The organism is uncultured Thalassospira sp., assembly GCF_963976115.1.
Lineage (GTDB): Bacteria > Pseudomonadota > Alphaproteobacteria > Rhodospirillales > Thalassospiraceae > Thalassospira.
This window is the reverse complement of record NZ_CAXBJJ010000017.1, coordinates 1-25,373: the sequence shown is the minus strand read 5'-3', so window position 1 is coordinate 25,373 and position 25,373 is coordinate 1. Positions and strand designations below refer to the sequence as shown.

Here is a 25,373-nt window from a genome sequence, read left to right as displayed (position 1 = left end):
AGCGTAGTCTAGCGGCCAGACGAGGGCCCGCCGACAATGGCGGGGGCCTGTTTTAGAAAAGGGAACAGCGATGACGATGACCGATATTTTAACCACAGAACTGCCGGTATTGATCATGATTGACTGGCAAAAAGGGTTTCGTGACCTGGATTATTGGGGGCAACGTCACAACCCCGATGCCGAACAAAATGCGCAACGCTTGCTTGCTCATTGGCGTGCGCATCAGGGCAGGGTCATTCATGTGCGTCATGATTCAACATCGCCACAATCGCGTTTATATCCTGGTCAGTCCGGCCATGATTTCGAGGCCTTCGCCAGTCCGCAAGACGGCGAAAGGGTTTATGGCAAAAACGTTAATTCGGCCTTCATTGGCACCACATTGGAGGCAGATTTGCGGGCCGATAACAACGCCAGGCTGGTTTTGTGCGGTATCAGCACCGATCATTGTGTGAATACCACCACCCGCATGGCCGGGAATTTGGGTTTTGACGTTGTTTTGGCCGCCGATGCGTGCTTTTGTTTTGATCGCTATCTGCCCGATGGCCGCAAAATAGCGGCGCAAACCGTGCATGATGTGCATCTTGCCAGCCTGTCGGGCGAGTTTGCCCGCATCCTGACAACGGATCAGATCCTGTCAGTTGATGGTTATTGCGATTGACTTGCAACTTCCTTTGACGCAGTTTGAGCCCATTCGCAGCACAGGAGGCCGGCATGGCAAAGATTGAAACCCTTGATCAATTACGGACGATTTACGGCGATCCAATGGACATTGCCCTGCAAAAACAGCTTTCTGTGCTGGACAAACATTGCCGCCGTTTCATCGAACTGGCCCCGTTTGCGGTGATTTCCTCGGCCGATGCCAATGGTTCAGCCGATGTCAGCCCGCGCGGCGACGGGCCGGGGTTTGTGCGTGTTCGAGATGATAAAACCCTTTTGATGCCGGATCGCCCCGGCAATCGTCGGCTCGATACCTTGACCAATATTCTGGTTAATCCGCAGGTGGGGTTGCTGTTTTTTGTGCCCGGCATGAATGAAACCTTGCGCATCAATGGCACGGCGGAATTGCACGATGATCCTGAATTGCTTGATCTGTTTGCCGACACGGGCAAGCTGCCGATCAGTGTTATCAAGATCACGGTTGATGAGGCCTTTTTGCATTGTGCCAAATCATTGATGCGTTCGCGTTTATGGCAGTTGGAAAGCCAGATCAACCGTAAATCCTTTCCCACCCTGGGGGCCATCATCAAGGATCAGCTTTCGATTGCTGACGGGCAAGAGATATCGCAGGAAGAAAGCGATGCCCATTTCGCCAAGTCGATCGCAGAACGCGGATAAGTGCTGCCTTAAGCGCATTTACGCCCGGCAATGACATCATTGCCGGGTATTTTTATGGCCGCAAGGCGGTGATGCATGGGTATGAAGCCCCTCTGCATCGCGGCGTTGTACTGTTGTAGTACGTTGCCGGACGCCGGGCCATTTTGTAAAAGCGAAAAAAAGAAAATACCAGATGGCCTGTAAGCCGGGTTCTGTCCATGCGGCGAACCGCACTGTATGGCCATTCATCTGGGACGTTCGTCACCGAACGCCTCCTGCAACCAACCCGAATGGTGGCTCGAAAACCTGCCTGCCGACAACGGCGAACCGTCCGGCCGACCATTCCTATTAGGTTTTGCTCCCGGTGGGGTTTACCATGCGTCCCGCGTTACCGAAGGACCGGTGCGCTCTTACCGCACCCTTTCACCCTTGCCCGATGGCTTGCGCGATCGGGCGGTTTCCTTTCTGTGGCACTTTCCCTAGGGTCGCCCCCGCCAGGCGTTATCTGGCACCGTGTTTCCGTGGAGCCCGGACTTTCCTCCCCTTTGTACATTTCTGCACATCAGGGCGGCCATCCAGCCATCTGGTGGGCGCGGTTTACGCCAGCAATGCGCCAAGGTCAAGAAAAAGCACGATATATACTGCGGGTTGGACTGCGGCTGTCTTTTTGCATGAGAACAGTGCAACGGAGGCTTGAATAATTGCAAATTGATGACCACTACTTAAGGGTAGTATAGCATAGACCATATTTGCTTTTGTCCCGGTAATATTAATTCGGAGCCTGTATTGCGTTTCTTCTGGGTTACCCTTTTCGTTCTTGTAGGCCTGTTGTGCCGGTTGCCTGGTGCCGCCGCAGACGAAATTCGCCTGTGCTATAACCGCTGGGAGCCCTATGCCTATGATGATGGCACGGGTGCCAGCGGCCTGGCGGTTGATGTTGCCCGCCAGGCCTTTGAAACATCGGGTCATCAGGTCCGTTTTACGCAAATGCCCCATGCGCGGTGTCATTTTGGTTTGCGCTATGGGGCATATGACGGGGTTTTGTTTGAAAACCTGAAGGAAACGATGATCGAACCAATGGTGGAATCGAAATTCGCTGTAATCAATCGCGTTCTGGTCGCTGTTGTGCGCGAAAGTTACCCGCACTCAGCCTATAAAGGGCCTTCAACCTTCGAGGGGGCCAACTGGTTGCATGTTCAGGATGAAGATTATCCAGCCAAAATTACCTCGGATTCGCAAATGTACCCGGTGGATGTCGGTGAAAATGCCCACGGGCTTTTGATGTTGCGCCGAAATTACGTGGATGTTGTTTTTCGCGATCTTGCCAGTCTGCATTTTGGGGCTGATGCGGTGCGTGAAACAGCCGGGCTAAAAACCTTGTTGCCCGCTGTCGAGATCGAACCGTTTTATTTACACCTTAAAGATACATTGGCACCGGTTCTTGCCGATTATGACAGTGCCGTTGCGGAAATGATCGCCAATGGCAGCCTTGACCGGCTTTATTACAAACATCTCGGTTTTAGCCAGGTGGCCTTTAACCGCTATTTTTCCGGCAGCAGCCTGCCAACATTGCCGCAAGACCGCCTGATGCCTTAAGTGCTTTATGCTTTATGTCTGTGGCGCAGATCGTTTGATCAGGTCTTGCAGAATGGCAATGCTTTGCCCGTCGGCACGGCCATCAAGGCAGTTTGGACGCCAGTGACGTTGAAAGGCAATACGGTTGTTAATCCCGTGTTCCGGCCCATAGCCAAATTGTTGTAACAGGCCATCAAACAGGGTTTCGCAGTCGTTGTCTGTGGTTTCGGTCATATGTTGTTCCGGGCTGGCCGTCGGCCATAACCCGATGCCATTTTCGGCCAGGTGTTGCCATGGAAACAATTCGCCGGGGTCTTCCTTGCGCTCTGGTGCCATGTCGGAATGGGCAATAATGTGATGGGCTGGAATGTTATATCGGCCCAATATTTCCTGGCACAGGGCAATGACGGCATCAATCTGGGCAACCGCAAACGGGCGATAGCCAAATTCATGGCCGGGATTAACAATTTCAATGCCGATAGAAGATGAATTGATATCGGTACAGCCGCGCCATTGTCCGCGACCCGCATGCCAGGCCCGTTTGGATTCCGCAACCAGCTGGTAAATACAGCCATTTTCCTCGACCATGTAATGGGCCGAAACCTGGGATGCCGGGTCGCACATACGGGCGAGGGCCATCTCGCCACTGGGCATGCCGGTATAATGCAGCACCAGCATATCGATGGTGGACCCAGGCGGACGGTCACCAAAATTGGGCGAGGGGTGCCAGATGACGGGTTGCCTGGGTGGTTTGCGCTGTTCGTGCTGTTCCGGCATGGGGTTAATCCATTCCCTGTTCCTGATTTTGCGGCGGCTTGCGAAACATGATAACGGCAACACCAACCAGAACCGTTAATCCGCCGATGATTTTAAAGGTGCTGATGGCTTCACCAAAGATCAGGATTGACCCGGTAACGCTGACAATCGGGGCCAGCAACGACCACGGCACCACCTGGTTCACATCGTAGGTTTTCAGCAGGTAATACCACGACCCGTAAGCCACAATCGACGACATGATCACGGTGAAACTTAAATTCGCCCACGCCATCCAGCTTGCATTGATAACGGCGTTAACGGCACCTGGTTCCAGAATAAACGATAAAATCAGCAATTGCGGGGCCGCCATCAAGGCCATCCAGCCATTCAGCTCAAACGTATTGATGTCGCCCAGTTTCTTGATCAAAACATTTGCCACGGCCCACATCAGGGCGGCAAACACCACCAGCAACAGCGGAACCTGCAAATCGGTCATCGATGGGTCCCAGAACATTAACGTCACGCCAACAAAGGCCAGCGTCATGCCCAACAGGCGTTTCCATCCCAGCCGGTCGTTAAAGAAATAGGTTGCCAGCATCGATGAAAAGGGCACGCCCAGCAATACGATGATCGCGACCGGCCCGGCATCCAGCATCGATAAGGCATAAAACAGCACGCCAAAATGACCAAAACCAAAAATAACCGATAATGCGGCCAGCTTGCCCAGCTTTGCGCGCGGGATTTTGGTAAAAGGCACCAGTAACAAGGCAACGGCGCTAAAACGCATGGCGGTTAACATTATCGGCGGAATTTCGCTAACGGCCCCTTTGACCGTAAGCACATTAATGCCCCAGATAATGGCAACAGACAGCGACAAAAGGGCAGCTTTTAAGGGCATGACAGAACCTGAAAAGGCAGGGGTGATGATCAAGGATACGCCAACACCCCCGCGCGTAAATGACTTTGCATTTATGGTTACGTGTTTGTCTGGAACGACTCAAGCCCCAAGCATGTAACCCCCGGATGCAAAAATGTGCAGTCCTGTTGCATCATTGCGTATTTTCGCGCCGCCCCATCAGGTTTGCAAACAAAAGCAGAGAAAACCGGTTGGTCCTCTCTGCTTTTCTGTCTGTTTATGTGCGGCTATGAAACAGGCCGGGCATGTCCTGGCTGGTATTATTCAATGCCAAGTTCGTCGCGCATCATTTCAAGTTCCAGCCAGCGTTCTTCGGCCTTGGCGGCTTCGGCGCGCACGGCTTCCATGCGATCAAGTTTCTTTTGGAAGGCATCAGGGTTGGTGGCAAAAAGGGTGCCATCGGCAAGCTCGGCCTCGATCTGGGTTATTTCAGCTTCCAGCTTTTCGATTGTGGCGGGCAGCGTGTCATAGTCGCGCTGGTCCTTATAGCTGAGCTTGGCCTTGCTTTTGGGCTTGGCCGGGGCCGCATTGCCGCCTTTGGAACCGCCCCGTTTGATCGGCTTGGTGTTCGATGTGCCGGTATCGGTTTCGACCTTGGCCGACAGGGCGCGCAAATGCACATAATCGGAATAGCCACCGGGATATTCGGTGGCAACGCCGTTGCCTTCCATGACGATGGACGATGTCACAACGCGGTCGAGAAAATCACGATCATGGCTGACAAGGATCAGCGTGCCTTCATATTCCGACAGCATTTCCTGCAACAGATCCAGCGTATCCATATCAAGGTCGTTGGTCGGTTCGTCCATGATCAGAAGGTTGGTGGGCTTTGCCAGCTGTTTTGCCAGCAATAACCGATTGCGCTCGCCGCCTGACAGGGCACCAACGGGGCTTCGGGCCTGTTTTTCGTCAAACAGGAAATCGCGCAGATAGCTGACCACATGGCGCGGGTTACCGCGCACCATGATCTGGTCGCCGCCCACATCGCACAGCGTATCCCACAGGGTTTTGGTATCGTCCAGGGCCGCACGTTTCTGGTCAAAATAGGTCGGTGTCAGGTTGGTGCCGATTTTGATGGTGCCTTCATCGGGGGCAATCTGCCCGGTCAGCATTTTCAAAAGGGTGGTTTTACCGGCCCCGTTCGGGCCAATGATGCCGACCTTGTCGCCGCGCAAAATGCGGGTCGAAAAGCCGGAAATAATGTGTTTATCGTCCCAGGATTTCCCGATCTCGGTGGCTTCAATCACCACTTTGCCCGATGTGGACCCGGCATCGGATGCCAGCGACACATTGCCAATGCGGCCTTCCTGCTGGGAGCGTTCGTGGCGCATGTCATATAACCGGCGCAAACGGCCCTGGTTCCGTTTGCGGCGTGCCGAAATGCCCTGAACCGCCCAAACCGATTCCTGGGCAATCAGTTTATCCAGTTTGGCGCGTTCTTCGGCTTCCTTGCGATAAACTTCTTCGGACCAGTCATCAAACAGCGCAAAGTTTTGATCGTTGCGGCGCATGACACCGCGATCCAGCCACAAAACACCGTTCGATACCGCGTTCAAAAACGCCCGGTCATGCGAAATTACCACAACCGCACCCCGAAACGCCTTGATTTCGCTTTCCAGCCATTCAATGGTTGGCAGATCCAAATGGTTGGTGGGCTCGTCAAGCAGCAATACCTGGGGGTCGGCAATCAGGGCGCGGGCAATGGCGGCCCGGCGGCCTTCTCCGCCCGACAGATTGTTGGGGTCGGCCTGCGGGTCGATTTTAACGGCGTCCAGCAGCATATAGGCCCGATAGGCATATTCGTCTTCGTGATCTTCCAGCGCGCTCAGGACATATTCCTCGACCGTGCTGTATTTATCAAAGCGGGGTTCCTGGGCCAGATAGGCGACCTTGCAACCGGGTTGAACAAACCGTTCGCCGCCATCGGCCTCGATCTCGCCGGCAATGATTTTTAACAGGGTCGATTTGCCCCCGCCATTCCGCCCAACCAGGCACAAACGGTCCCGCTCGCCAATCGCCAGCGATACGTCGGAAAACAGATCATTGCCGCCAAAGGTCAGGCGAATGTCGTTAATATTAATCAGCGGTGGCGCCATGAAAAAACCAATACCTTAAAACCGGTGTAAATGTTGCCCCTTGCAAACCGCAAAAAGCGCTGCTGTGCAAGTGAAATCACGTTTTCACCGGGCACAGCAGCCGTGCAAAAGCACGGTGACGGGGCATTTTCGCAATTATACCCGCATCATCGGGATTTATGACCTCCGATGATGGCACTTGAGTGCCGTGTTTATCAGATATTGCGTTCCTTGCAAATCTGGTCCCAGGCGGCGTTGATCCGGGCCATTTTTTCGTTGGCCTGTTCAACAAATTCTTCGGGCATACCTTTGGCCATCAAAAGGTCCGGGTGGTTTTCGCGCGATAATTTCCGGTGCGCGGCCTTCAGGTCCTCGTTGCTGGCATTGCGGGTTAGCCCAAGCTGTTTATAGGGGTTCAATTCCCCGGATGTGGCGGTGTTGCCATGATGAACCCGGTCAAAGTCAACATCGGCAAAACCAAAAATATTGGCAACCTTGCGCAGATATTCCTTTTCCGAAGGGTGCAGGTGACCATCCGACAGGGCGATCTGGTGCAGGGCTTCGAGAATGCTTTCCAGAACGGCCCGTTCACCGGCAAACATTTGTGCGATCTGACGGGCATAAGGTTCGTATCCATCGGCGGATTTGCGCGCTGTGTCAAAAATCTGGCCGACCTGGGCGGCGTCGGGGCCGCTGACATGAAACAGCCGCTTGAAGGCGTTGATTTCTTCGCGGGTGACCACACCATCGGCTTTGGCCATTTTTGCCGCCAGCACAATGACACCGGTGGCAAAGGCAACCTGTCGCGGGTCGGCCCCGCCAAACTGGCCCGTGCGTTGGCCCCAGGGGTTGCCTGCGCCATATCCGCCCCAGGGGCCACCTTGCGCGGAAACGCGTTCCTGGTTAAAGCCGCCATTATTGGCTTTATCCACCATGTGCCCGGCGGCGGCCCCCAAAATGGCCCCCAAAGGTCCGCCCAGGGCAAAACCTGCCGCGCCGCCAATAATTTTTCCCCAAATGCTCATGGTTTCAATGCTCCGATCGTTAAAAGGGCGGTGCAATGAAACACGGCGCCAGCGGAAATATATGCTGCCTGACAAATAAGATATCAGTGCCGACAGGGCAAGCCTGTGGTGCAGGTGGTGAAATATCCGTTTTTTGTTTGAGTCCTGGTTGTGGAAGCTGGCGGCAGTATTGGCTGTTTTTACTTTTGGCGCAATCCGCCGGTTTGCGTCGGATCAGCCTTGCAATTTGACGGCGCAGTTCTTGAACGGATCGGTTTGTGAACCGCTATGGTTCGCAATGGGGGGCGAGATTACCGGCTTCCTGACCAGAAAGCGGACGCTTTGATGACAAGTTGTTGATAACAACAGGTGCATCTATGCTTGTGAATGTAGATTTTTTCACGATAAAATGACGATAAACCGTTTTCTTATTGTCGAATGCCAAGGGTGTTCGATATCCGGTTCGGTTGTGTGCTTTATAAAAATAACGGGAACGTCAAACATGGTAGAAAAACAGCATATTGTTTCATCATCGCATTTGGTTTCCGATCGTGCGGCTGAATTATCGGAACTTGAATTTGCCCTGATCCTGTCTGGCAATGCCTTTAACCGCTGGGTTGTGCGCTGTATGCGGGCCGCCGGGATGCCGGATCTTTCCATTCTCGATATTCTTGTTTTGCACAACGTAAATTCGCGCGAACGTGAGAAAAGCCTGTCAGAAGTGTGCTTCATTCTGAATGTCGAAGACAGCCATCTGGTGAATTACGCCTTGAAAAAACTGCGTAAGCTGGGGTTTGTCGATGGCATCAAGCGCGGCAAGGAAGTGCATTACGCGACCTCGAAAGAAGGGCGCGAACTGTGCCAGCGCTATCGCGAAGTGCGCGAAGCCTGCCTGATCGAAACCTTTGAACGGTTGGGGGTGAACCGTGCCGAAGTAGGCGATGTTGCCAAAACCCTGCGGGCGATTTCCGGGGTCTATGATCAGGCATCACGTTCTGCCAGTGCGATGTAATACCAGCTTTCTACGCCGATGACTCATGAAAAGCCAGCCTTGTGTTTCGAATCTGCGATTTGTAAAATCGGCTGGAGAAACGGCAGTTTTCCTTGGGGAAGGCTGCCGTTTTTATTTTGCCTGAACGGCCCGATATGAATCCGTGTTGGCAAAGAAATGTTCTGTTTCCGGGTGTTAAATCTGGTTTTGGGTGATTAAAAAATGTGCATCCTGATTTTTGCATGTCTGTTATGAAATAACGTTGACAAAATAACGATAAAATGTGACCGTTTTGTTGGAAGGCTGATCTAAAAACCAAAAACGGGAGACTGAAAAATGATGAAGAAGGCGCTTTCGGCGATTGCTCTGGCGGCAATGACTTTTTCGGCAGGGGCGGCAATGGCGGCTGAAAAATGGGATATGGCAACGCCCTATCCTGATGCGACATTCCATACCCAGAATATCATGGAATTTGCCAAGGATGTTGAAACCGCAACCAATGGCGAACTGGCCCTGACCGTTCATTCGGGCGGTTCATTGTTCAAGCATGGCGAAATCAAACGGTCGGTACAGCGGGGGCTGGTGCCCATCGGCGAAGTTCTGATTTCGCTTTTGGCCAATGAAGACCCGATTTACACCGTTGATGCGATCCCGTTTCTGGCGACCAGCTATGATGATGCGCGTAAATTGTGGGATGTTTCACGCGAAGCCATCGAAGCCAAGTTGGCAAAAGACGGTTTGAAAGTTCTGTATGCGGTGCCGTGGCCGGCACAGGGCCTTTACACTGCCAAAGAAGTAAACTCGGTTGAAGACCTTAAGGGACTTAAATTTCGCGCATACAACACCACCACGTCGCAACTGGCCCAGCTGACCGGCATGGTTGCAACCCAGGTGGAAGTCCCCGAAATTCCGACCGCCTTTGCCACCGGCATTGTTGAAGCGATGATGACATCGCCCTCGACCGGGGCCAATTCCAAGGCATGGGATTTCGTGGATAATTTTTATGACGTCCAGGCCTGGTTGCCGAAAAACATGGTGATCGTGAACGCCAAATCGTTTGATCATTTGTCGGCTGATGTGCAGAAAGCGGTGATGGATGCGGCAGCAAAGGCCGAAGAGCGCGGCTGGAAAATGAGCATGAACGAAGCCGATGCCAAAAAAGCCATCCTGAAAGAAAACGGCATGAACGTTGCGGCACCCAGTGCCGAACTGAAAGACGGCCTGTCAAAAGTCGGTGATAAAATGGTGGCTGACTGGTTGAAAGAAACCGGTGCAGAAGGCCAGGCCATTATTGACGCCTATAAAAAATAACATCCTCCCTTTGGGGGGCCGGGGATGGTTTCAATTCACCCCGGCCCCCTGATCGTCAAAATGATATTCTGTCTGTTATTGTCAACCACCGGGTTTGCCGGGCGGAAAGGGGATTGTTGTGCGTAAATCACTGGATATTCTTTTTGGAATAACATCGATTTTGGCAGCTGTGTTTCTGGTGATGATCGCACTGCTTATTCTTTCGCAGTCCATCGGTCGCCTGGTGGGGCTTGTTATTCCCGATGCCAACGATCTGGCCGGTTTTTGCCTTGCTGCGGGGACGTTTCTGGCGCTGGGGCCTGCTTTGCGGTACGGCGCGCATATTCGGGTATTGTTGGTCATCAACCAGTTGCACGGAACAGCCCGGCGCATCATGGAAGGGGGAACCCTTTTACTCGCTGTGTTTTTTGCCGGTTATTTCACCTGGTGGATGGGCGTTTTATCGCAGGAAAGTTTTTCATATGGCGATGCATCTGCCGGTGTGTTGGCCTTTCCGCTGTGGATACCGCAATCGGCCATGACTTTTGGCTTGGCCATGCTGACACTGGCGCTGATCGAAGGGCTTATCGATACGCTGTTGGGGCGTCCCACCGTTTTCGCCGACCGCGAAACCAGCGACATGACCGAATAGGGGAGTAGGGTCACATGGAAGTACTTGAAATCGGCCTGGTCCTGATGGCGCTGCTGTTTTTGTTTCTCGGCGCCGGTCTGTGGGTGGCATTGTCGCTGTTTGCGGTGGGTATTATTGGACTTGAATTTTTTTCGGGCGCGCAAACCGGCCCGGTTATGGCAACCACCGCCTGGAGCAGCATTGCCACCTGGTCGCTGGCCCCGTTGCCCTTGTTTATCTGGATGGGCGAAATCCTGTTTCGATCCCGCCTTTCAGAAGACATGTTCACCGGCCTAGCCCCGTGGTTGAACAAACTTCCCGGTCGGTTATTGCATGTTAATATTCTGGGTTGTGGTATTTTCGCCGCTGTTTCGGGGTCGTCTGCGGCAACGGCGGCGACCATTGGCCGGATGTCGATCCCCGAATTGCGCAAGCAAGGCTATGCCGACAAGCTGATTTTGGGCACCCTTGCCGGGTCTGGCACGCTGGGTTTGCTGATTCCGCCGTCGATTATTCTGATTGTTTATGGTGTGTCGGCGGAACTGTCGATTGCGCGGTTGTTTATTGCCGGGGTTTTGCCGGGCGTTATGTTGATTGTCATGTTCATGGGCTTTGTCATGATCTGGGCGACAATCCATAAGGATAAAATGCCTCCTGCCGCGCCCGGCATACCGTTTATGGACAAAGTCCGGGCGTCGGGGCGGCTTATTCCTGTTATTTTACTGATTACGGCGGTGATTGGTTCGATCTATGGCGGTGTTGCCACCCCGACCGAGGCCGCAGCCTTTGGTGTGGTCGGCGCGCTGATCCTGTCGGGGTTTAGCCGTACGCTGAACTGGGCCAGCTTTGTTGATGGCCTGATGGGGGCGACCCGCACATCGTGCATGATCTGTTTTATTCTGGCCGGGGCATCGATTTTAACCGTTGCCATGGGCTTTACCGGTATCCCGCGGGAACTGGCCGGGCTGATTTCCGATATGAACCTGTCGCCCTATGCGCTTTTGGCGATGTTGACCCTGTTTTTCATTGTTATGGGCTGTTTTCTCGATGGTATTTCGGTGGTGGTGCTGACCACATCGGTGATCCTGCCCATGGTGCAGGCGGCCCATATCGACCTGTTATGGTTTGGCATCTATGTGGTTCTGGTCGTTGAAATGTCGCAAATCACACCGCCGGTGGGCTTTAATCTGTTTGTTTTGCAGGGCCTTACCGGGAAAAACCTGTTTTCCATCGCCCTTGCGGCCCTGCCGTTTTTCTTTTTGCTGATGGCGGCGGTGGCCCTGATCACGATTTTCCCCGGCATTGCCACCTGGCTGCCAACGCAAATGAACTAGGCATATGAATTCGGCGGTGTGTGACCGGTTTGGCTGGTCCTGCTGCCGCGCTGTTTTCTGAATTTCCGATGCTAAAGGAGTAAGCATCATGGCTTCGCATGATCAAAACACGGCTCAAACCAACAATGCCGATACGGCAAAATGGCAATTCTGGGTCGACCGTGGCGGCACCTTTACCGATATTGTCGCCCGCAAGCCCGATGGCACGTTGCTGACCCATAAATTGTTGTCGGAAAACCCGGAACGTTACCAGGATGCGGCCATTCAGGGCATTCGCGAATTGCTAAATCTTGGCCCCGATGAAGCCATTCCGGCACACAAGATCGAAGCCGTTAAAATGGGCACCACGGTGGCGACCAATGCCTTGTTGGAACGCAAAGGCGACCGCACGGTTCTGGTCACCACGGCGGGGTTTCGCGATGCGCTGCGCATTGCCTATCAAAATCGGCCCCGCCTGTTTGATCGCAACATCAAACTGCCCGAAAGCCTGTATGAACGGGTGATCGAGGCATCCGGGCGCTTTAACGCGCAGGGCGAGGAATTGACCGCCCTTGATTGCGATCAGCTGCGCACCGATTTGCAAGCCGCATTCAATGATGGCATTCGCGCCTGCGCCATTGTCTTTATGCATGGCTATCGATACAGCGCGCACGAAGTGGCGGCGGCTGAAATTGCCCGTGACATCGGCTTTACCCAGGTGTCGGTCAGCCACGAGGTCAGCCCGCTGATGAAACTGGTGTCGCGCGGCGATACCACGGTGGTCGATGCCTATCTGTCGCCGATTTTGCGGCGCTATGTCGATCAGGTTGCCAGCCAGCTTGGCGGTGTGAAACTGATGTTCATGCAGTCCAATGGCGGCTTGACCGATGCCTCGAAATTTCAGGGCAAGGATGCCATCCTGTCCGGCCCGGCGGGCGGTGTTGTTGGCATGGTGCGCACGGCTGAAATGGATGGCTATCAACAGGTCGTCGGCTTTGACATGGGCGGCACATCGACCGACGTTTCGCATTATGACGGCGAATATGAACGCGATTTTGAAACCCAGGTTGCCGGGGTGCGGATGCGCGCGCCGATGATGAAAATTCATACCGTTGCTGCGGGTGGCGGGTCGGTATTGCATTTTGATGGCGCACGTTTTCGCGTTGGCCCCGACAGTGCCGGTGCCAATCCCGGCCCGGCGGCCTATCGTCGCGGCGGGCCGTTGGCGGTAACCGACATTAACGTCATGCTGGGCAAGGTCCAGCCCGATTTCTTCCCGCCGGTTTTTGGCCCCGAGGGCAATGAACCGCTCGATGATACGGCGGTTAAAACCCGCTTTGCCGAAATGGCGGCCAAAATCAAGGCCGATACCGGCAATGATATGACCAGCGAAGAAGTTGCCGAGGGCTTTTTGCGCATTGCGGTCGAAAACATGGCCAATGCGATCAAGCAAATTTCGGTGCAGCGTGGCTATGATGTGTCGGATTATATCTTGCAATGCTTTGGCGGGGCAGGCGGGCAACATGCCTGCCAGGTGGCCGATACGCTGGGCATGACGCGGGTGTTTGTTCATCCCTTTGCCGGGGTGTTGTCGGCCTATGGTATGGGGCTGGCCGATATTCGGGCGATGCGCGAACAGGCGGTTGAAAGCCGCCTTAAAACCGATGAACTGGCAAATCTGGATCAGCAGCTTGACAAGCTGGGGGTTGATGCAAGGGCCGAACTGCACGAACAGGGCATTGGCGATGATAAAATCCGCCTGCAAAAAAAACTGCATCTGCGTTATGACGGCACGGATAACCCGCTGATTGTTGATTTCGGTACGGCGGATGAAATCAAGGCCCAGTTTGAAGAACAGCACAAACAGCGCTACGGCTTTGTCATGGAAGAAAAGCCGCTGGTGGTAGAAGCCGTGGCGGTCGAGGCGATTGGCGAAACCGAAAGCCTGCCGGATGCCGAGGCGGTTCTTGTTGACGGCGAAACGGATGTTGCACCGCTGGCAACCCGCCGGGTGGTGTTTGGTGGCGTTGCCCACGAAACCCCGTTCTATAAACGCGAAGACATGAAACCAGGCGCCGTTGTCACCGGTCCTGCCGTTGTCGTTGAACCTGTTGGCACCACTGTGATTGATCCGGGCTGGGAAGCAAAGGTGAATGGTCGCGATCATTTGGTGGTAACCCGCGTTGTGCCCCTTAAACGCACCGAAGCCATCGGCACCGAAGCCGACCCGGTGATGCTGGAGGTTTTCAACAACCTGTTCATGAACATTGCCGAACAGATGGGGGTCACACTCGCCAATACGTCTTATTCGGTTAATATCAAGGAACGGCTGGATTTCTCCTGTGCGCTGTTTGACCAGCAAGGCTTGTTGATTGCCAATGCCCCGCATATGCCGGTGCATCTGGGATCAATGGGGGAATCGGTTCAGGCGGTGATGACCAAAAATGCCGACAAGATGAAACCGGGCGACGTTTATATCCTGAACGATCCCTATAATGGCGGCACGCACCTGCCCGATATTACCGCCATCACCCCGGTATTTGACGATGCAGGCAAGGACATTCTGTTTTATGTCGCCTCGCGCGGGCATCATGCCGATGTGGGCGGAATCACGCCGGGCTCCATGCCGCCCAATTCACGGGTGCTTGAGGAAGAAGGCGTTCTGATTGATAATTTCAAACTGGTCGATCAGGGTAAATTTGATGAAGCCGGGCTGCGGAACCTTCTGGAAGGGGCGACCTATCCGGCGCGCAACCCGTATCAGAACATTGCCGACCTGCAGGCCCAGATCGCGGCCAATGAAAAGGGTGTTCAGGAACTGCGCAAAATGGTCGATCATTTCGGCCTTGAAGTGGTTCATGCCTATATGAAACACGTGCAGGATAACGCCGAAGAAAGTGTGCGTCGCGTGCTTGAAGGCCTGAATGACGGCGAATTTGCCTATGAAATGGATAATGGCGCGGTTGTTCGCGTCAAGGTCACCATCAATAAGGCAGATCGTACCGCCAAGGTCGATTTTACCGGCACCTCAGCGCAGCTTGATAACAATTTCAATGCGCCGTCGGCGGTGACACGGGCGGCGGTGTTGTATGTGTTCCGAACCCTGGTCGATGATGATATTCCGCTCAATGCCGGGTGCCTGAAACCGGTTGATTTGATCGTGCCCGAAGGGTCCATGCTCAACCCGGTTTACCCGGCGGCCGTGGTGGCGGGGAATGTTGAAACCAGCCAGCATGTCACCGACGCCCTTTATGCTGCCCTTGGCACCATGTCGGGCGCACAGGGCACCATGAACAACTTCACCTATGGCAATGATGAATACCAGTATTACGAAACCATCTGCGGCGGCACCGGGGCCGGACCGGGCTATAACGGAACGTCGGGTGTGCATACCCATATGACCAATTCGCGCCTGACCGACCCGGAAGTGCTGGAATGGCGCTTTCCGGTCCTGCTCGAAAGCTTTGGTATTCGGACCGGCTCTGGCGGCGATGGTGCATTCAAGGGCGGGGATGGCACTGTACGCCGGGTTCGTTTCCTTGAAAAAATGACGGCATCGATCCTGTCCAACCATCGCCGTGTTCCGGGCCAGGCGGTTGCGGGCGGCCAACCGGGCAAGCTGGGCCGCAATGCGGTGGAGCGTACCGATGGCACCATAACCGAACTTAAAGGCACCGATGGCACCGAAATGAACCCCGGCGATGTCTTCATCATCGAAACCCCGGGTGGTGGGGGGTATGGCAAAGCCTGAGACCCCCATCTCGGGCATTTGTTCGCCAGCACCCCATAAAGGGCTGCTCCCTTCAGCAGCCCGGCATCAAGTGATGCTCCCTTAAAAACTCGCCGCCCGGAAAACCGGGCGGCTTTTTGTTTTAAGAATAGTTTGTTCTAAGTTTTTGTTTTAGGTTTCAGGTTTGGGGAGATAAGTTTAAAGGTGCGGTTGTGAAGGTGTTGGGTCGTGGCATTGCAATATCGGGCTCAGTCAAATTATATGCCGTGATCTTACTAAGTCGACTAATTCCAACCTTGTATTCTACGTTCCGAATTTACTTGATTGGCGACGTTCCTGACGTGGGCGCGTATTCTATCGCTTCACAGATTTCCTGGTTATCGCTGGTGATAGAGGTCATAAATGACGGGATCTTATTGCCACTTTTCTATGTTTTTGGTCGATACATTACTAAGCCCGATGCGTTTTCATCTGTTGTCAGTGTTGCTTTTCGGTGGATCGGCGGCGCCTTCATCCTGCTATCGACTTTTTTGTTGATTTTTGCCCCCCATCTGGTGACAGCAATGGGGCAAACCCCAGAGCTTCACGAGATTACGGTCACATACATTCGCGGTGAAATCATAGCCATGACCTTTAGCTATGTTTTCACTGTTGCCATGATTGTGCTTACTGTACTGGGACGAACAGCAAGCATTATGATGCTGCTGATTGCCCAGGCGGTCTGCATGTCGATGTGTGATGCATTGATGTTTGGCACATTCGATTTTTCGTTCGGTTTAGGCATCGTCGGCGTTGCGATTTCGAGCATCGTCTCGAATATCATTTTAGCCCTTTATGCCATCTATATTCTAAATCGATGTGGTGTTTCGCTTCTCAACAGAAATCGACTTGACCCGATTCTTAAAAGAAGCTGGTTGCGGATATCGATCCTGGCATCAACGGAAACGCTTGTTCGTAATGGGGCTTTTGCCGTGATGATTATCCGGATTGTCAATACAGTGCACAAGCAGGGAGAGTTTTGGCTGGCGAATGCATTTATCTGGGGATGGCTGCTACTGCCCATTCTGTCATTGGGTGATTTTGTCCGGCGTCAGGCGGCAGTTAAAAATGGATATGTCGGAGCAGGACTGTTTTTATATTTTGTCTCAACGATGTTCATTTGCGCGCTTTGGTTCGCGACGTTTTCCTATTGGGGAAGTTTTTTGCAAAATGTCATGGGCGTTTCAGAACCGGGGCCGGTGATTGACGTTGTGAATGTTTTGATTGGGTTTTACGTCGTTTTTGCATTTAACAATGTTGTGGACAGTTTCTTTTATGGAACAGGGCGCACAGACTTGATGCTCTATCAGTCCCTGTTCGTAAATGTCATCTATTATGGGGTTGCATTTGTTCTGTATCAGAACGGATATTTTCAGCCTGATATCTATTCGATTTGCCTGCTGTTCGGAGGTGGGATCGTTGTAGATGCAATTCTGACGTTTGTTTTGTTCGTTTGGATTTCGGTGCCGCAATATTTTCGTGCTGGTTCAAGCGCGGGAATTTTATCGAAATGAAATAGCACTGGTTTGGCTTCCCGAAGGCCTAAGATGTTTGCAGATTTATTCGGTGCTGTGACAGTGTCGAGTTGTACTCATATGAAAAACGGTAGCATTTCTGCCACCGTTTAAGTTGGTAAAGCTTGTTGTGCCGGGTATAGCCAGTTGTTTAAAAATCCAGGTTCATCCGCAAGGTTGCGGCCTGGCTTTGATAGCCTGAGCGCAGTTCGCCGTCATAGGACAGTTTCAGGCTCAGATTTTCATAGGTCTGATAGGACAGGCCAATGCCAAGACGCACACCATCCGATTCAAGTCCCTTGGTCTGGATTGAATAGTCGGTACCGCCGATCTGGCCCGTGGTATCGACGGTATTGTCGGTGTAATCATGGATCCACGCTGCCGAGACTTCTGGTGAGACAATGCCGGTCGGGGTATCAAAGCTCCATTCGGCCCGTGCCCCGACTTCATGGGTGACACTGCTGTTGTTTTGGCTGTTGACCGAGTTGTTGGCCGCACCGGCACCGGTTTCCTGATAGGACTCAGTACGTGCGCCAAGCCAGCGAAGCCCGGCAAACGGGGTAAGTGTTGTGTCGCCCAGGCTGAAATCATAACCAACACGGGTGCGCGCCATATATTGCTGCCCGTCATAATCGGCACTGGCGGTATTGCCCAAAAAGGAAATGGTGCGCTGCTGGTCGTAATGATTCCATCCGGCACCAATCTGGCCATCAATTGCCAGGCGATCGATGTGGTAAGTGCCATAAAATGTCATTTGATAGCTATCAAGCGTGTTTGTCGATCCGTTCGAGGCATTGCTGCCATCGGTCCAGGATCGCACCCAGCTTAACGCGACACCGCCCAGAAGGTTGGGGGTAATCAGATGGTCAAACCCGCTGGTCAGGCCAAAGCTTTTGCTGGTAAAACCGTCATTTTCGCTATCACCGGCGCGGTGCGCCGACCCGCCCAGGATTTGCCCCCATAACTGGCTGTAACGCCCTTCGTCACCCGCCGCGATCCCGGTTTGCGATGCGCCGTCGCCCGACATGGCGATTTGCTGACGGGTTTCAACCGCACCAATGACAATGGATGTGGCCTGTGCCGATAGCTGGACGGTGTTGGCGGCACTGGCGGGCGAAAGTTCCTTGATGGCGGTGCCGCGCTGGGCTTCGGGCAGGCTGTCAATTTGTGCGAGAACCTGATTTTGAAAGGCAATGGCCGCGGGCGTATCCTTGGCGTTAATCGTATCAAGGGTGCGCCCCAGCGGCGTTGCACTGCCGCCTTCGGCATTGCCGACCGGGGTATATTTGCCGGTGCCATCTGCTTTGGTCAGGATCACAACCAGATCCTTGCCCACGGTTTTGACAACCGCATTACGGTCCGCCGTTCCGACAACAGAGGCCGATAATGTGGTATAGCTTCCCGTGCCGCCGGCACCGACAATCGTATAGCTATCGCCAACGGCAAGGTTGTTGCCCGAAACAACGACAGTTGAATTGCTGATCGCCGCGTCACCTGAAACGTTAAGCGCGCCGTGCGAGGATGTGTTGGCAGCCTCTACCAGCAATCCGCCGCCGGTTTGGACATAATTGCCGGTAATTGTAACCGCATTGCTGAGCTTTAAGGTCGCGCCGGTATTGTTAACGCTATGACCGGTGGCATTAATATCGTCATTCAGCCAGATTTTGCCGCTGGAAAAGGTAAGATCGGCATTTGTATGGGTGATTTGCCCTTTAACCATGCTGCTGTCGCTGGTATAGCCGCTCAGCACGCCATAGATCGTCGAATTGTCGTTTGAAATCGTCAGGCCGGTCGCACTGGTGTTTTCGATATTGCCTTTGATGGTGCCGCTATTAACAAGGCTTTGTGTTGTGCCAGTAGTCTTGATGGCATATTGCGTTGCCGAAATTGTACCGCTGTTGGAGATGTTAATGGTTCCACTGGCGGTTTCGGCATAAATCCCCCGAAGAGATGACACGGTGCCGGCGTTCGAGATCGTGATATTGCCCGCCGTCAGTGCTTTGGCTTCGATCCCGGTATCGGCAGAGGCAGTGACGGTGCCGGACGTCGTGTTGGTAATCGTCGTATTTCCCGAAGTTTCAACTTGTGTCTGGATGCCAATAAAACCAGCTCCTGGGTCACTACGGCCTGGGTCGTCAGAAGCTATGACGGTACCGCTATTTGTGACAATGGCATCGCCGTTTGTGCTCCAGGCCTGAACGGCGATGTCATCTCCGGCTTCGATCTTACCGCTATTATTGATCGATGAACTGCCGCCATCCGCAGACCATGTGACAACACCCTGTCTGTCTGTTGCTGTTATGGTGCCGGTATTGGTTATGGCCGCATTTCCATAATAATTGTTAACGCGCGCGCCAAAACCGGTGCCGATGGTTTTGTTAATGTCGAGTACAGAATAGGTGGTGGCATTAACTGTTCCGTGATTGGTGATTGAAACAGTATAGGGTGCCGTTTTAACCGTTTGAGAACCACCGTCAGCATAAAGACCGCGATCATCGGAGGTGATCTTGCCCGAAGCTTCGTTTGTAATGTAAACATTGCCGCCATTCGTTACAGCACTAATCCCTGCTGCGCCGCTTTGTTGGCCGGTCGAATTTATCATTGCACCACTGGTGATCGAGATGTCGCCCGATGTATCGTTTTTGAACCAGATAGCACCAAAACCGCCGCCTGAGGTTGAAATCGTAGCTCCAGTTTCGATCACAGCAATTGCGTTACGATTTGCTTTGTTTGTCTGTGAAATGACAGCACTGTAATCCGTACGGGTAAGAGTCGTATTTCCGTCAATCGTCAGGGTCTGCGTTGTTGCACCTGTTACAGAATCATCAGGTTTAAGCTCAACAGAACTTGCCGTTTCCCCGGTTAGGGTCAATGATGACGCACCTTCGTCTGAGAAATACTGGATATTGCCGTTACTAAAGCAGTTCGTTCTGGTGAACGTGCCCGTAGTGTTACAGGCTGCCTCCGCCGTTTCTGCGGCAAACAAGGCTAGTCCCGAGACGGAACAGCAAAGCACGACTTTCTTCCAGCCGATATTGCGATATGTGCTGTTCGATGATTTTTGATGGAACATAGCCCCCCCGGAACCTGATTTTTGCGAAAATAATTTGCACCTTATCAGAATGTATATTCACCAGTTGCCTCTTTGGAGGTCACTATTCTTAAGATAGTTAATAATCCTCTAAATATATCCTTATGTATATATTTAGAGATGAGCTACCGCGCGACCTTTTCTGTACCAAGCTATCGGTATCATATCATGCTGTCCGGATGTCACAGGATGATCACGCGGACTCGCGATATAGCCGTTGAGGCCTTGGCGAAAATGAACGAAGATTGCGTAAACATGCGGTTTGCGGCGATATGGTACTGTGTGATTATCTTATTGCTAAATCCTCGTCCTTTTTTCCCGCTTCATTCGACAGGACAGACTCATCTTGAATTTCCTTGTTCAGTATCAGCGTTACGCGGTTCTTGCCGGTGTGACGATTCTTGCAATTGTGTCGGTTATTTGCGCGCCTTTTTTTGGGGCCTGGTTCTGGCTGTCGGCGGTGATTTTCGGGGCCTTGACGTTGCTGGGCTGGCATGACATCCGCCAGAACAAACATTCGATTTTGCGCAATTACCCGGTCAGCGGGCATATCCGGTTTATTCTGGAAAACTTCCGCCCGGAAATTCGCCAATATATGATCGAGGGCGATCAGGAAAAGCTGCCTTTTAGCCGACAGGACCGCGGGCTGGTTTATCAACGCGCCAAGGGGGTAGAGGATAAACGCCCCTTTGGCACGATTGAGGATGTTTACAGCTCCGGCTATGCCTGGCTGACCCATTCGGTAACGCCAACCATCATTACCGGCACCGATTTTCGGGTGCGGGTCGGCGGCCCGGCCTGTAAAAAACCCTATGATGCCAGCCTTTATAATATTTCCGCCATGAGCTTTGGCGCGTTGTCGGGCAATGCCATATTGGCGTTAAATAGCGGGGCGAAAAAAGGCGGTTTTGCCCATGATACCGGCGAAGGCAGCATCAGCCGTTATCATCGCCAGGGTGGGGGCGATCTGATTTATCAGGTGGCATCGGGTTATTTTGGCTGCCGCAACGAGGATGGCAGCTTTTCGCCCGAGCGTTTTGCGCAAACCGCTGCCGACCCGCAGGTCAAAATGATCGAGGTGAAGTTAAGCCAGGGGGCAAAACCCGGCCATGGCGGTTTGTTGCCTGCGGCTAAAATCACCGAAGAAATTGCCGAAGCGCGCGGCATTCCGATGGGGATCGACTGTGTTTCGCCCGCAGCACACAGCACCTTTTCCACCCCGGTCGGTTTGATGGAATTTATCGGCAAGCTGCGTGACCTTTCGGGCGGCAAGCCGGTGGGGTTCAAATTGTGTATCGGCCATCGACGCGAATTTATGTGCATCGTCAAGGCGATGTTGAAAACCGGTATTTTGCCCGATTTTATTGTGGTGGATGGCAAGGAAGGCGGCACGGGGGCGGCCCCGGTTGAATTTGCCAACCGGGTGGGGATGCCCATGCATGAAGGGCTGACCTTTGTGCATAATGCCCTGCGCGGGGCCGGTTTGCGTGATCAGATCAAAATTGGTGCGGCGGGTAAAATCGTCTCGGCGTTTGATATTGCCCAGACCTTTGCCCTGGGGGCGGATTGGTGCAATGCGGCGCGCGGTTTCATGTTTGCGCTGGGCTGTATTCAGGCGCAATCCTGCCACACCAATAAATGCCCGGTCGGCATCGCCACACAGGACCCGGCGCGCCAGCGTGCCATTGATGTTGGTGATAAAAGCGACCGTGTTGCCCGCTTCCACAGAAATACCCTCCATGCCCTTGCCGAAATTACCGGGGCCGCCGGGTTGCAAGACCCGCGCGATTTTATGCCCTATCACTTTATGTTCCGCCAAAAGGACAATGAATTTCTCGACGGGAACGAAGTGTATCCCTACCTGCCAGAAGGCTTTCTGGTCTCCGATGCCGAAATTCCCGCTTTGTCCGACTGGCATAGCCGCTGGGACCGTGCGTCGGCCGAAACCTTTGCCCCGTCTGAAATTCCGTTTGGTCCGTTTAAACGGCGCGAAATGGCGCACAGCACCTGATCCGTAATCTGGTTTCTATCGGGGCAGACAATGGTTTCAGTCTGCCCCGATATTGCCGTGTGTCGTTTTTGGGGGTTTTATCTTTATCGGTTTAATTAACTTCCAACGGGATCGATAATCATAAGGGTGCCGTGGCTTCCTTCTGCAACCGCGTGGGGGATGCCTGCAAGGGCCAGATACATTTCGCCTTCGGAAACCTGTATTTTTTCGCCTTCAACACGTAAAAACATTTCCCCGCGAATGACAATCAAGGCTTCATTGTAGTCGTGTGTTTCATCGGGAATTTGTTGTCCATCCATTTTAAGGATTTTTATATTGCAATTTCCAGACTGTCCAATAACTTTGGATTTCCAAAATTCTGGCAGGTTTTCAGCCATTTTGGTGAGGTTTATATGGGGCATGAACATTGTTCCTGTGTTGATTTTTTATTTTAATAAAATAATTAAAATAAAACCTGTCATGGCTTCATAAATGAGTGGGTTGGTGAAAATTTTTACGATGATTTACCTGTTTTTTCTGTGATTGGTTGATCTCGCAAGATTCCATTACGCATATCGGATGTATGGTTTGCGGTGAGAAAATAACCGAAGCTATCGTCCCTGGCGAGGGGCGTTGTCGATTGCAAAAAGCCCCTCGGGACGTAAAATTAACACCGCAGCCAGCAGTCCAAACACGGCAGCATCGCGGTACGGATCGCCGAAATATCCGGTCCAGAGTGATTCCAGCACCCCCAGCAAAAGACCACCCAGCCAGGCACCGCGAATAATGCCGATACCGCCCAAAATGGCGGCTGTTAAGGCTTTGAAACCCAACAGGGTGCCGAAATGAAAATTGATCACCCCGTAACGCAGCGCCATGATGGCCCCGGCAATGCCGCATAGCATTCCGGCCAGGGCAAAGGTTTGGGCTTCGACATGGTGCAGGCGCACGCCACACAGGGCAGCGGCAAAACGGTCCTGGCGGATGGCGTGCCAGGCACGGCCAAAGGCGGTGTTCTGCATAAGGCCCTGCAGGATGAGGCACATCGCCGCAGCCAGCAAAATGGCAAGAATATCGAACCCGTCGATAGTGACGATGAAATGCCCGCCGCGTACCAGTGGCAAGGTAAATTGCCAAATTGGTGGCAGGTTAAAATTGCGCGCCGACCATGCGATGCGGACAAATTCCTGGATCACGAAAACACAGCCAAGCGATGCTACAATTATGGCCTGTCCACTGGCCTGAAACCGGCCCAGCGGTCCAAAAACCCAGCGCCACGATAAATGGCTCAACCCGGCCCCATAGATCATTGCGGCCACCATCGCACATATGACAATCAGGGTAATATGCCAGCCGATTCCGCCAATGACCGCCAGACTGGTAATCATTGCTGCCATCCCGCCCACCATCAGCATTTCGCCAAAGGCCAGGTTAATGCGGCCAATCAGACCGTAAATTAGGGTAAAGGGCAGGGCGAGCAAAGCATAGACCGCCCCGCGTGACAGGCCTGACAGGCTGAGTTGTGCGGCAAAGGCGGCTTTGTTACCAATATCGGCAATATCGGGCAGGGTGGCTGTGCGGCTTTCATCGTCAAAAAAGGCCATGGCACTGCCACCCACCCGGTTGATCCAGAACCGGTCTAGCAAGACCAACTGGCTGTCGGGTAAAGGGCCAAAGCGCGACGTGGTAATGCCGGTAAGGGGAGCACGTAATCCGGGTGTTTTTGAGGGGGCAAAATGGCAGGTAATACTATGCGCAAAGGCAGGGGAGCCGCCGCCGGTCAAGGGTATATTATCTGAAATTGCCCCGTCATTATCACCATAATAAGGGACGCTATCGGGCAGGATTTGGTAAATCAGGGTGATGGTGTCGGCAGATGTGTCGACATCGGGGCGGGTTAACAGATGAAAGCGTAAGCCGCTATTTTCAACGCCGGGAAGGGCCAGGCGGCAAATATTGAACTTGTAAAAATCCTGTTTTTCGCACCCGGCCAACAGCAGAGGCAACAATAGCCCCAGCAAAATTTGCCAGCCCCTGATTGACCATCCCCGCCCCATTTTTCACCCTGTTTGTTTGGGTAGGGTATATTGCAAGTTTTACGTGAACTGTCAAAGGGCTATGGTCGGCAAAGGTTTGGAAACGTCATAATATTGCCCTGCTTTGCCATTTGTTTTTGATTATAGTGCCCCAGATCCCGACCCTGAGGCATAATCGGTGGTGTCGGGAATGACGGGGCAGATGCCTTTTCGGCCGTGTTCCCTGTGCCATCCGCCCGATGAAAAGCAAAGGAAAACCTGTGGCAGATATTATTGATTACGAAATCATTGGCAACGAAATGCAACTGGTCGAGATCGAGCTTGATCCCGGTGAAGGGGTACGTGCCGAAGCCGGGGCTATGATGTATATGGGGGCCGGTATTTCGATGCAGACCAATACCGGCGGCGGCCTGTTTTCCGGTTTTAAACGGATGCTGACCGGGGAAAGTTTTTTCATCACCAGTTTTGTCCATGAAGGGTCTGGCAAGGGCCATGTTGCCTTTGCTGCCCCTTATCCCGGCAAGGTGATTGACATTAACCTGCGTGATTTTGGCGGGCAGGTTTTATGCCAGAAGGACGGTTTTTTATGTGCCGCTGCGGGCATCGACATTGATGTTGCCTTTTCCAAACGGTTGGGGGCCGGGCTGTTTGGCGGCGAAGGGTTTATTTTGCAACGGTTAAGCGGCGATGGCATGGTGTTTGTGCATGCCGGTGGCACCATTGTGCGCAAGGATTTGCAGCCGGGGCAAAAAATGCGGGTTGATACCGGGTCGCTGGTGGCCCTGACCGATAATATTGATTATGCGATCGATTTTGTTGGCGGTTTTCGTAATGCCCTGTTTGGCGGCGAAGGCCTGTTTGTGACCACTCTGGAAGGACCGGGAACCGTGTGGTTGCAAAGCCTGCCTTTCTCGCGGTTGGCAGATCGCATCGCTGCTGCCCTGCCCAAGGATCGCAACAAGGGCTAAAGCGTTTTGCCTTTAATTTGAACGATATCCAGCAGCAGCAAAGAAGTTCGAGCATTCGTTTGGCTGATACAGATCGCAGATATTTCCAATTGCAGCGATGAGGTCGTCATAGGTTCTGGCGCCGATCCGTCTGAGATGCG

18 protein-coding genes, 1 other RNA gene and 1 pseudogene are annotated in these 25,373 nt (G+C 53.1%); 11 read left to right on the top strand and 9 right to left on the bottom strand.

Features of this window, described 5'->3' with window-relative positions; genetic code table 11:
* Positions 1-70: 70 nt before the first annotated feature.
* Together AAC086_RS19555 and AAC086_RS19550 are read left to right on the top strand one after the other, a co-directional pair.
* Positions 71-658, top strand: coding sequence for a cysteine hydrolase family protein (locus AAC086_RS19555; protein WP_339781248.1), 588 nt, complete (start codon positions 71-73; stop codon positions 656-658).
* Positions 659-711: 53 nt separating this feature from the next.
* A complete protein-coding gene (locus AAC086_RS19550; protein ID WP_339781247.1) occupies positions 712-1,335 on the top strand; it encodes a pyridoxamine 5'-phosphate oxidase family protein in 624 nt (207 codons plus the stop codon).
* Between the two features lie 164 nt (positions 1,336-1,499).
* On the opposite strand, the gene rnpB is transcribed toward AAC086_RS19550, so the two are convergent.
* Positions 1,500-1,901, bottom strand: an RNA gene (rnpB, locus tag AAC086_RS19545) — RNase P RNA component class A.
* Between the two features lie 199 nt (positions 1,902-2,100).
* Between rnpB and AAC086_RS19540 the strand changes: the two genes are divergently transcribed.
* Positions 2,101-2,910 (top strand): transporter substrate-binding domain-containing protein, encoded by an 810-nt coding sequence (locus AAC086_RS19540; protein WP_339781246.1) that lies wholly within the window; start codon positions 2,101-2,103, stop codon positions 2,908-2,910.
* A gap of 12 nt (positions 2,911-2,922) precedes the next feature.
* Here the strand turns inward: AAC086_RS19540 and AAC086_RS19535 are convergent, their stop codons facing one another.
* The 4 genes from AAC086_RS19535 to AAC086_RS19520 form a co-directional block, all read right to left on the bottom strand.
* A complete protein-coding gene (locus AAC086_RS19535; protein WP_339781244.1) occupies positions 2,923-3,666 on the bottom strand; it encodes an N-acetylmuramoyl-L-alanine amidase in 744 nt (247 codons plus the stop codon).
* A 4-nt stretch (positions 3,667-3,670) separates the two neighbouring features.
* Positions 3,671-4,543 carry an EamA family transporter gene (locus AAC086_RS19530; protein WP_339781242.1) on the bottom strand — a complete coding sequence of 291 codons (873 nt, stop codon included), beginning with the start codon at positions 4,541-4,543 and terminating at the stop codon, positions 3,671-3,673.
* A gap of 278 nt (positions 4,544-4,821) precedes the next feature.
* A complete protein-coding gene (locus AAC086_RS19525; RefSeq protein ID WP_339781241.1) occupies positions 4,822-6,657 on the bottom strand; it encodes an ATP-binding cassette domain-containing protein in 1,836 nt (611 codons plus the stop codon).
* 194 nt (positions 6,658-6,851) lie between these two features.
* Entirely contained in the window at positions 6,852-7,661 is an 810-nt protein-coding gene (locus tag AAC086_RS19520) for a TerB family tellurite resistance protein (protein ID WP_339781240.1), read from the bottom strand.
* 481 nt (positions 7,662-8,142) lie between these two features.
* Here AAC086_RS19520 and AAC086_RS19515 point away from each other — a divergent pair, with 481 nt between their 5' ends.
* The 6 genes from AAC086_RS19515 (at position 8,143) to AAC086_RS19490 (ending at position 17,148) form a co-directional block, all read left to right on the top strand.
* Positions 8,143-8,652 carry a winged helix DNA-binding protein gene (locus tag AAC086_RS19515; protein ID WP_339781239.1) on the top strand — a complete coding sequence of 170 codons (510 nt, stop codon included), beginning with the start codon at positions 8,143-8,145 and terminating at the stop codon, positions 8,650-8,652.
* Positions 8,653-8,967: 315 nt separating this feature from the next.
* Positions 8,968-9,942 (top strand): TRAP transporter substrate-binding protein, encoded by a 975-nt coding sequence (locus tag AAC086_RS19510; protein ID WP_339781238.1) that lies wholly within the window; start codon positions 8,968-8,970, stop codon positions 9,940-9,942.
* Between the two features lie 118 nt (positions 9,943-10,060).
* Positions 10,061-10,573, top strand: coding sequence for a TRAP transporter small permease (locus AAC086_RS19505; RefSeq protein ID WP_339781237.1), 513 nt, complete (start codon positions 10,061-10,063; stop codon positions 10,571-10,573).
* A 14-nt stretch (positions 10,574-10,587) separates the two neighbouring features.
* On the top strand, positions 10,588-11,886 hold the full coding sequence (locus AAC086_RS19500; protein ID WP_339781236.1) for a TRAP transporter large permease subunit: 1,299 nt from the start codon (positions 10,588-10,590) through the stop codon (positions 11,884-11,886).
* A gap of 88 nt (positions 11,887-11,974) precedes the next feature.
* Positions 11,975-15,616, top strand: a complete 3,642-nt coding sequence (locus AAC086_RS19495; protein ID WP_339781235.1) for a hydantoinase B/oxoprolinase family protein — start codon at positions 11,975-11,977, stop codon at positions 15,614-15,616.
* A gap of 191 nt (positions 15,617-15,807) precedes the next feature.
* Positions 15,808-17,148, top strand: a complete 1,341-nt coding sequence (locus AAC086_RS19490) for an MATE family Na+-driven efflux transporter (protein ID WP_339781234.1) — start codon at positions 15,808-15,810, stop codon at positions 17,146-17,148.
* Positions 17,149-17,299: 151 nt separating this feature from the next.
* Here AAC086_RS19490 and AAC086_RS19485 read toward each other — a convergent pair whose 3' ends face one another.
* Positions 17,300-20,221 carry an autotransporter domain-containing protein gene (locus tag AAC086_RS19485; RefSeq protein WP_339781233.1) on the bottom strand — a complete coding sequence of 974 codons (2,922 nt, stop codon included), beginning with the start codon at positions 20,219-20,221 and terminating at the stop codon, positions 17,300-17,302.
* A gap of 364 nt (positions 20,222-20,585) precedes the next feature.
* Between AAC086_RS19485 and AAC086_RS19480 the strand changes: the two genes are divergently transcribed.
* Complete coding sequence (locus AAC086_RS19480) at positions 20,586-22,250, top strand: FMN-binding glutamate synthase family protein (protein WP_339781232.1); 1,665 nt, start codon at positions 20,586-20,588, stop codon at positions 22,248-22,250.
* 95 nt (positions 22,251-22,345) lie between these two features.
* On the opposite strand, the gene AAC086_RS19475 is transcribed toward AAC086_RS19480, so the two are convergent.
* The gene (locus AAC086_RS19475; protein ID WP_339781231.1) at positions 22,346-22,627 is read right to left on the bottom strand and encodes a cupin domain-containing protein; all 282 of its coding nucleotides are present in this window, start codon (positions 22,625-22,627) and stop codon (positions 22,346-22,348) included.
* Positions 22,628-22,840: 213 nt separating this feature from the next.
* A complete protein-coding gene (locus tag AAC086_RS19470) occupies positions 22,841-24,235 on the bottom strand; it encodes a branched-chain amino acid ABC transporter permease (protein WP_339781229.1) in 1,395 nt (464 codons plus the stop codon).
* A 290-nt stretch (positions 24,236-24,525) separates the two neighbouring features.
* Between AAC086_RS19470 and AAC086_RS19465 the strand changes: the two genes are divergently transcribed.
* Complete coding sequence (locus AAC086_RS19465; protein WP_339781227.1) at positions 24,526-25,233, top strand: TIGR00266 family protein; 708 nt, start codon at positions 24,526-24,528, stop codon at positions 25,231-25,233.
* Positions 25,234-25,245: 12 nt separating this feature from the next.
* Here AAC086_RS19465 and AAC086_RS19460 read toward each other — a convergent pair.
* A pseudogene (locus AAC086_RS19460) lies at positions 25,246-25,373 on the bottom strand (IS630 family transposase); the annotation flags it as partial.

Excerpts from the sequence above, each read along its gene's own strand:
- AAC086_RS19475 (WP_339781231.1), bottom strand. The coding sequence starts at position 22,627 with ATGGCTGAAAACCTGCCAGAATTTTGGAAATCCAAAGTTATTGGACAG.
- AAC086_RS19500 (WP_339781236.1), top strand. The coding sequence starts at position 10,588 with ATGGAAGTACTTGAAATCGGCCTGGTCCTGATGGCGCTGCTGTTTTTG.
- AAC086_RS19555 (WP_339781248.1), top strand. The coding sequence starts at position 71 with ATGACGATGACCGATATTTTAACCACAGAACTGCCGGTATTGATCATG.
- AAC086_RS19515 (WP_339781239.1), top strand. The coding sequence starts at position 8,143 with ATGGTAGAAAAACAGCATATTGTTTCATCATCGCATTTGGTTTCCGAT.
- AAC086_RS19525 (WP_339781241.1), bottom strand. The coding sequence starts at position 6,657 with ATGGCGCCACCGCTGATTAATATTAACGACATTCGCCTGACCTTTGGC.
- AAC086_RS19485 (WP_339781233.1), bottom strand. The coding sequence starts at position 20,221 with ATGTTCCATCAAAAATCATCGAACAGCACATATCGCAATATCGGCTGG.
- AAC086_RS19495 (WP_339781235.1), top strand. The coding sequence starts at position 11,975 with ATGGCTTCGCATGATCAAAACACGGCTCAAACCAACAATGCCGATACG.
- AAC086_RS19550 (WP_339781247.1), top strand. The coding sequence starts at position 712 with ATGGCAAAGATTGAAACCCTTGATCAATTACGGACGATTTACGGCGAT.
- AAC086_RS19520 (WP_339781240.1), bottom strand. The coding sequence starts at position 7,661 with ATGAGCATTTGGGGAAAAATTATTGGCGGCGCGGCAGGTTTTGCCCTG.
- AAC086_RS19530 (WP_339781242.1), bottom strand. The coding sequence starts at position 4,543 with ATGCCCTTAAAAGCTGCCCTTTTGTCGCTGTCTGTTGCCATTATCTGG.
- AAC086_RS19535 (WP_339781244.1), bottom strand. The coding sequence starts at position 3,666 with ATGCCGGAACAGCACGAACAGCGCAAACCACCCAGGCAACCCGTCATC.
- AAC086_RS19510 (WP_339781238.1), top strand. The coding sequence starts at position 8,968 with ATGATGAAGAAGGCGCTTTCGGCGATTGCTCTGGCGGCAATGACTTTT.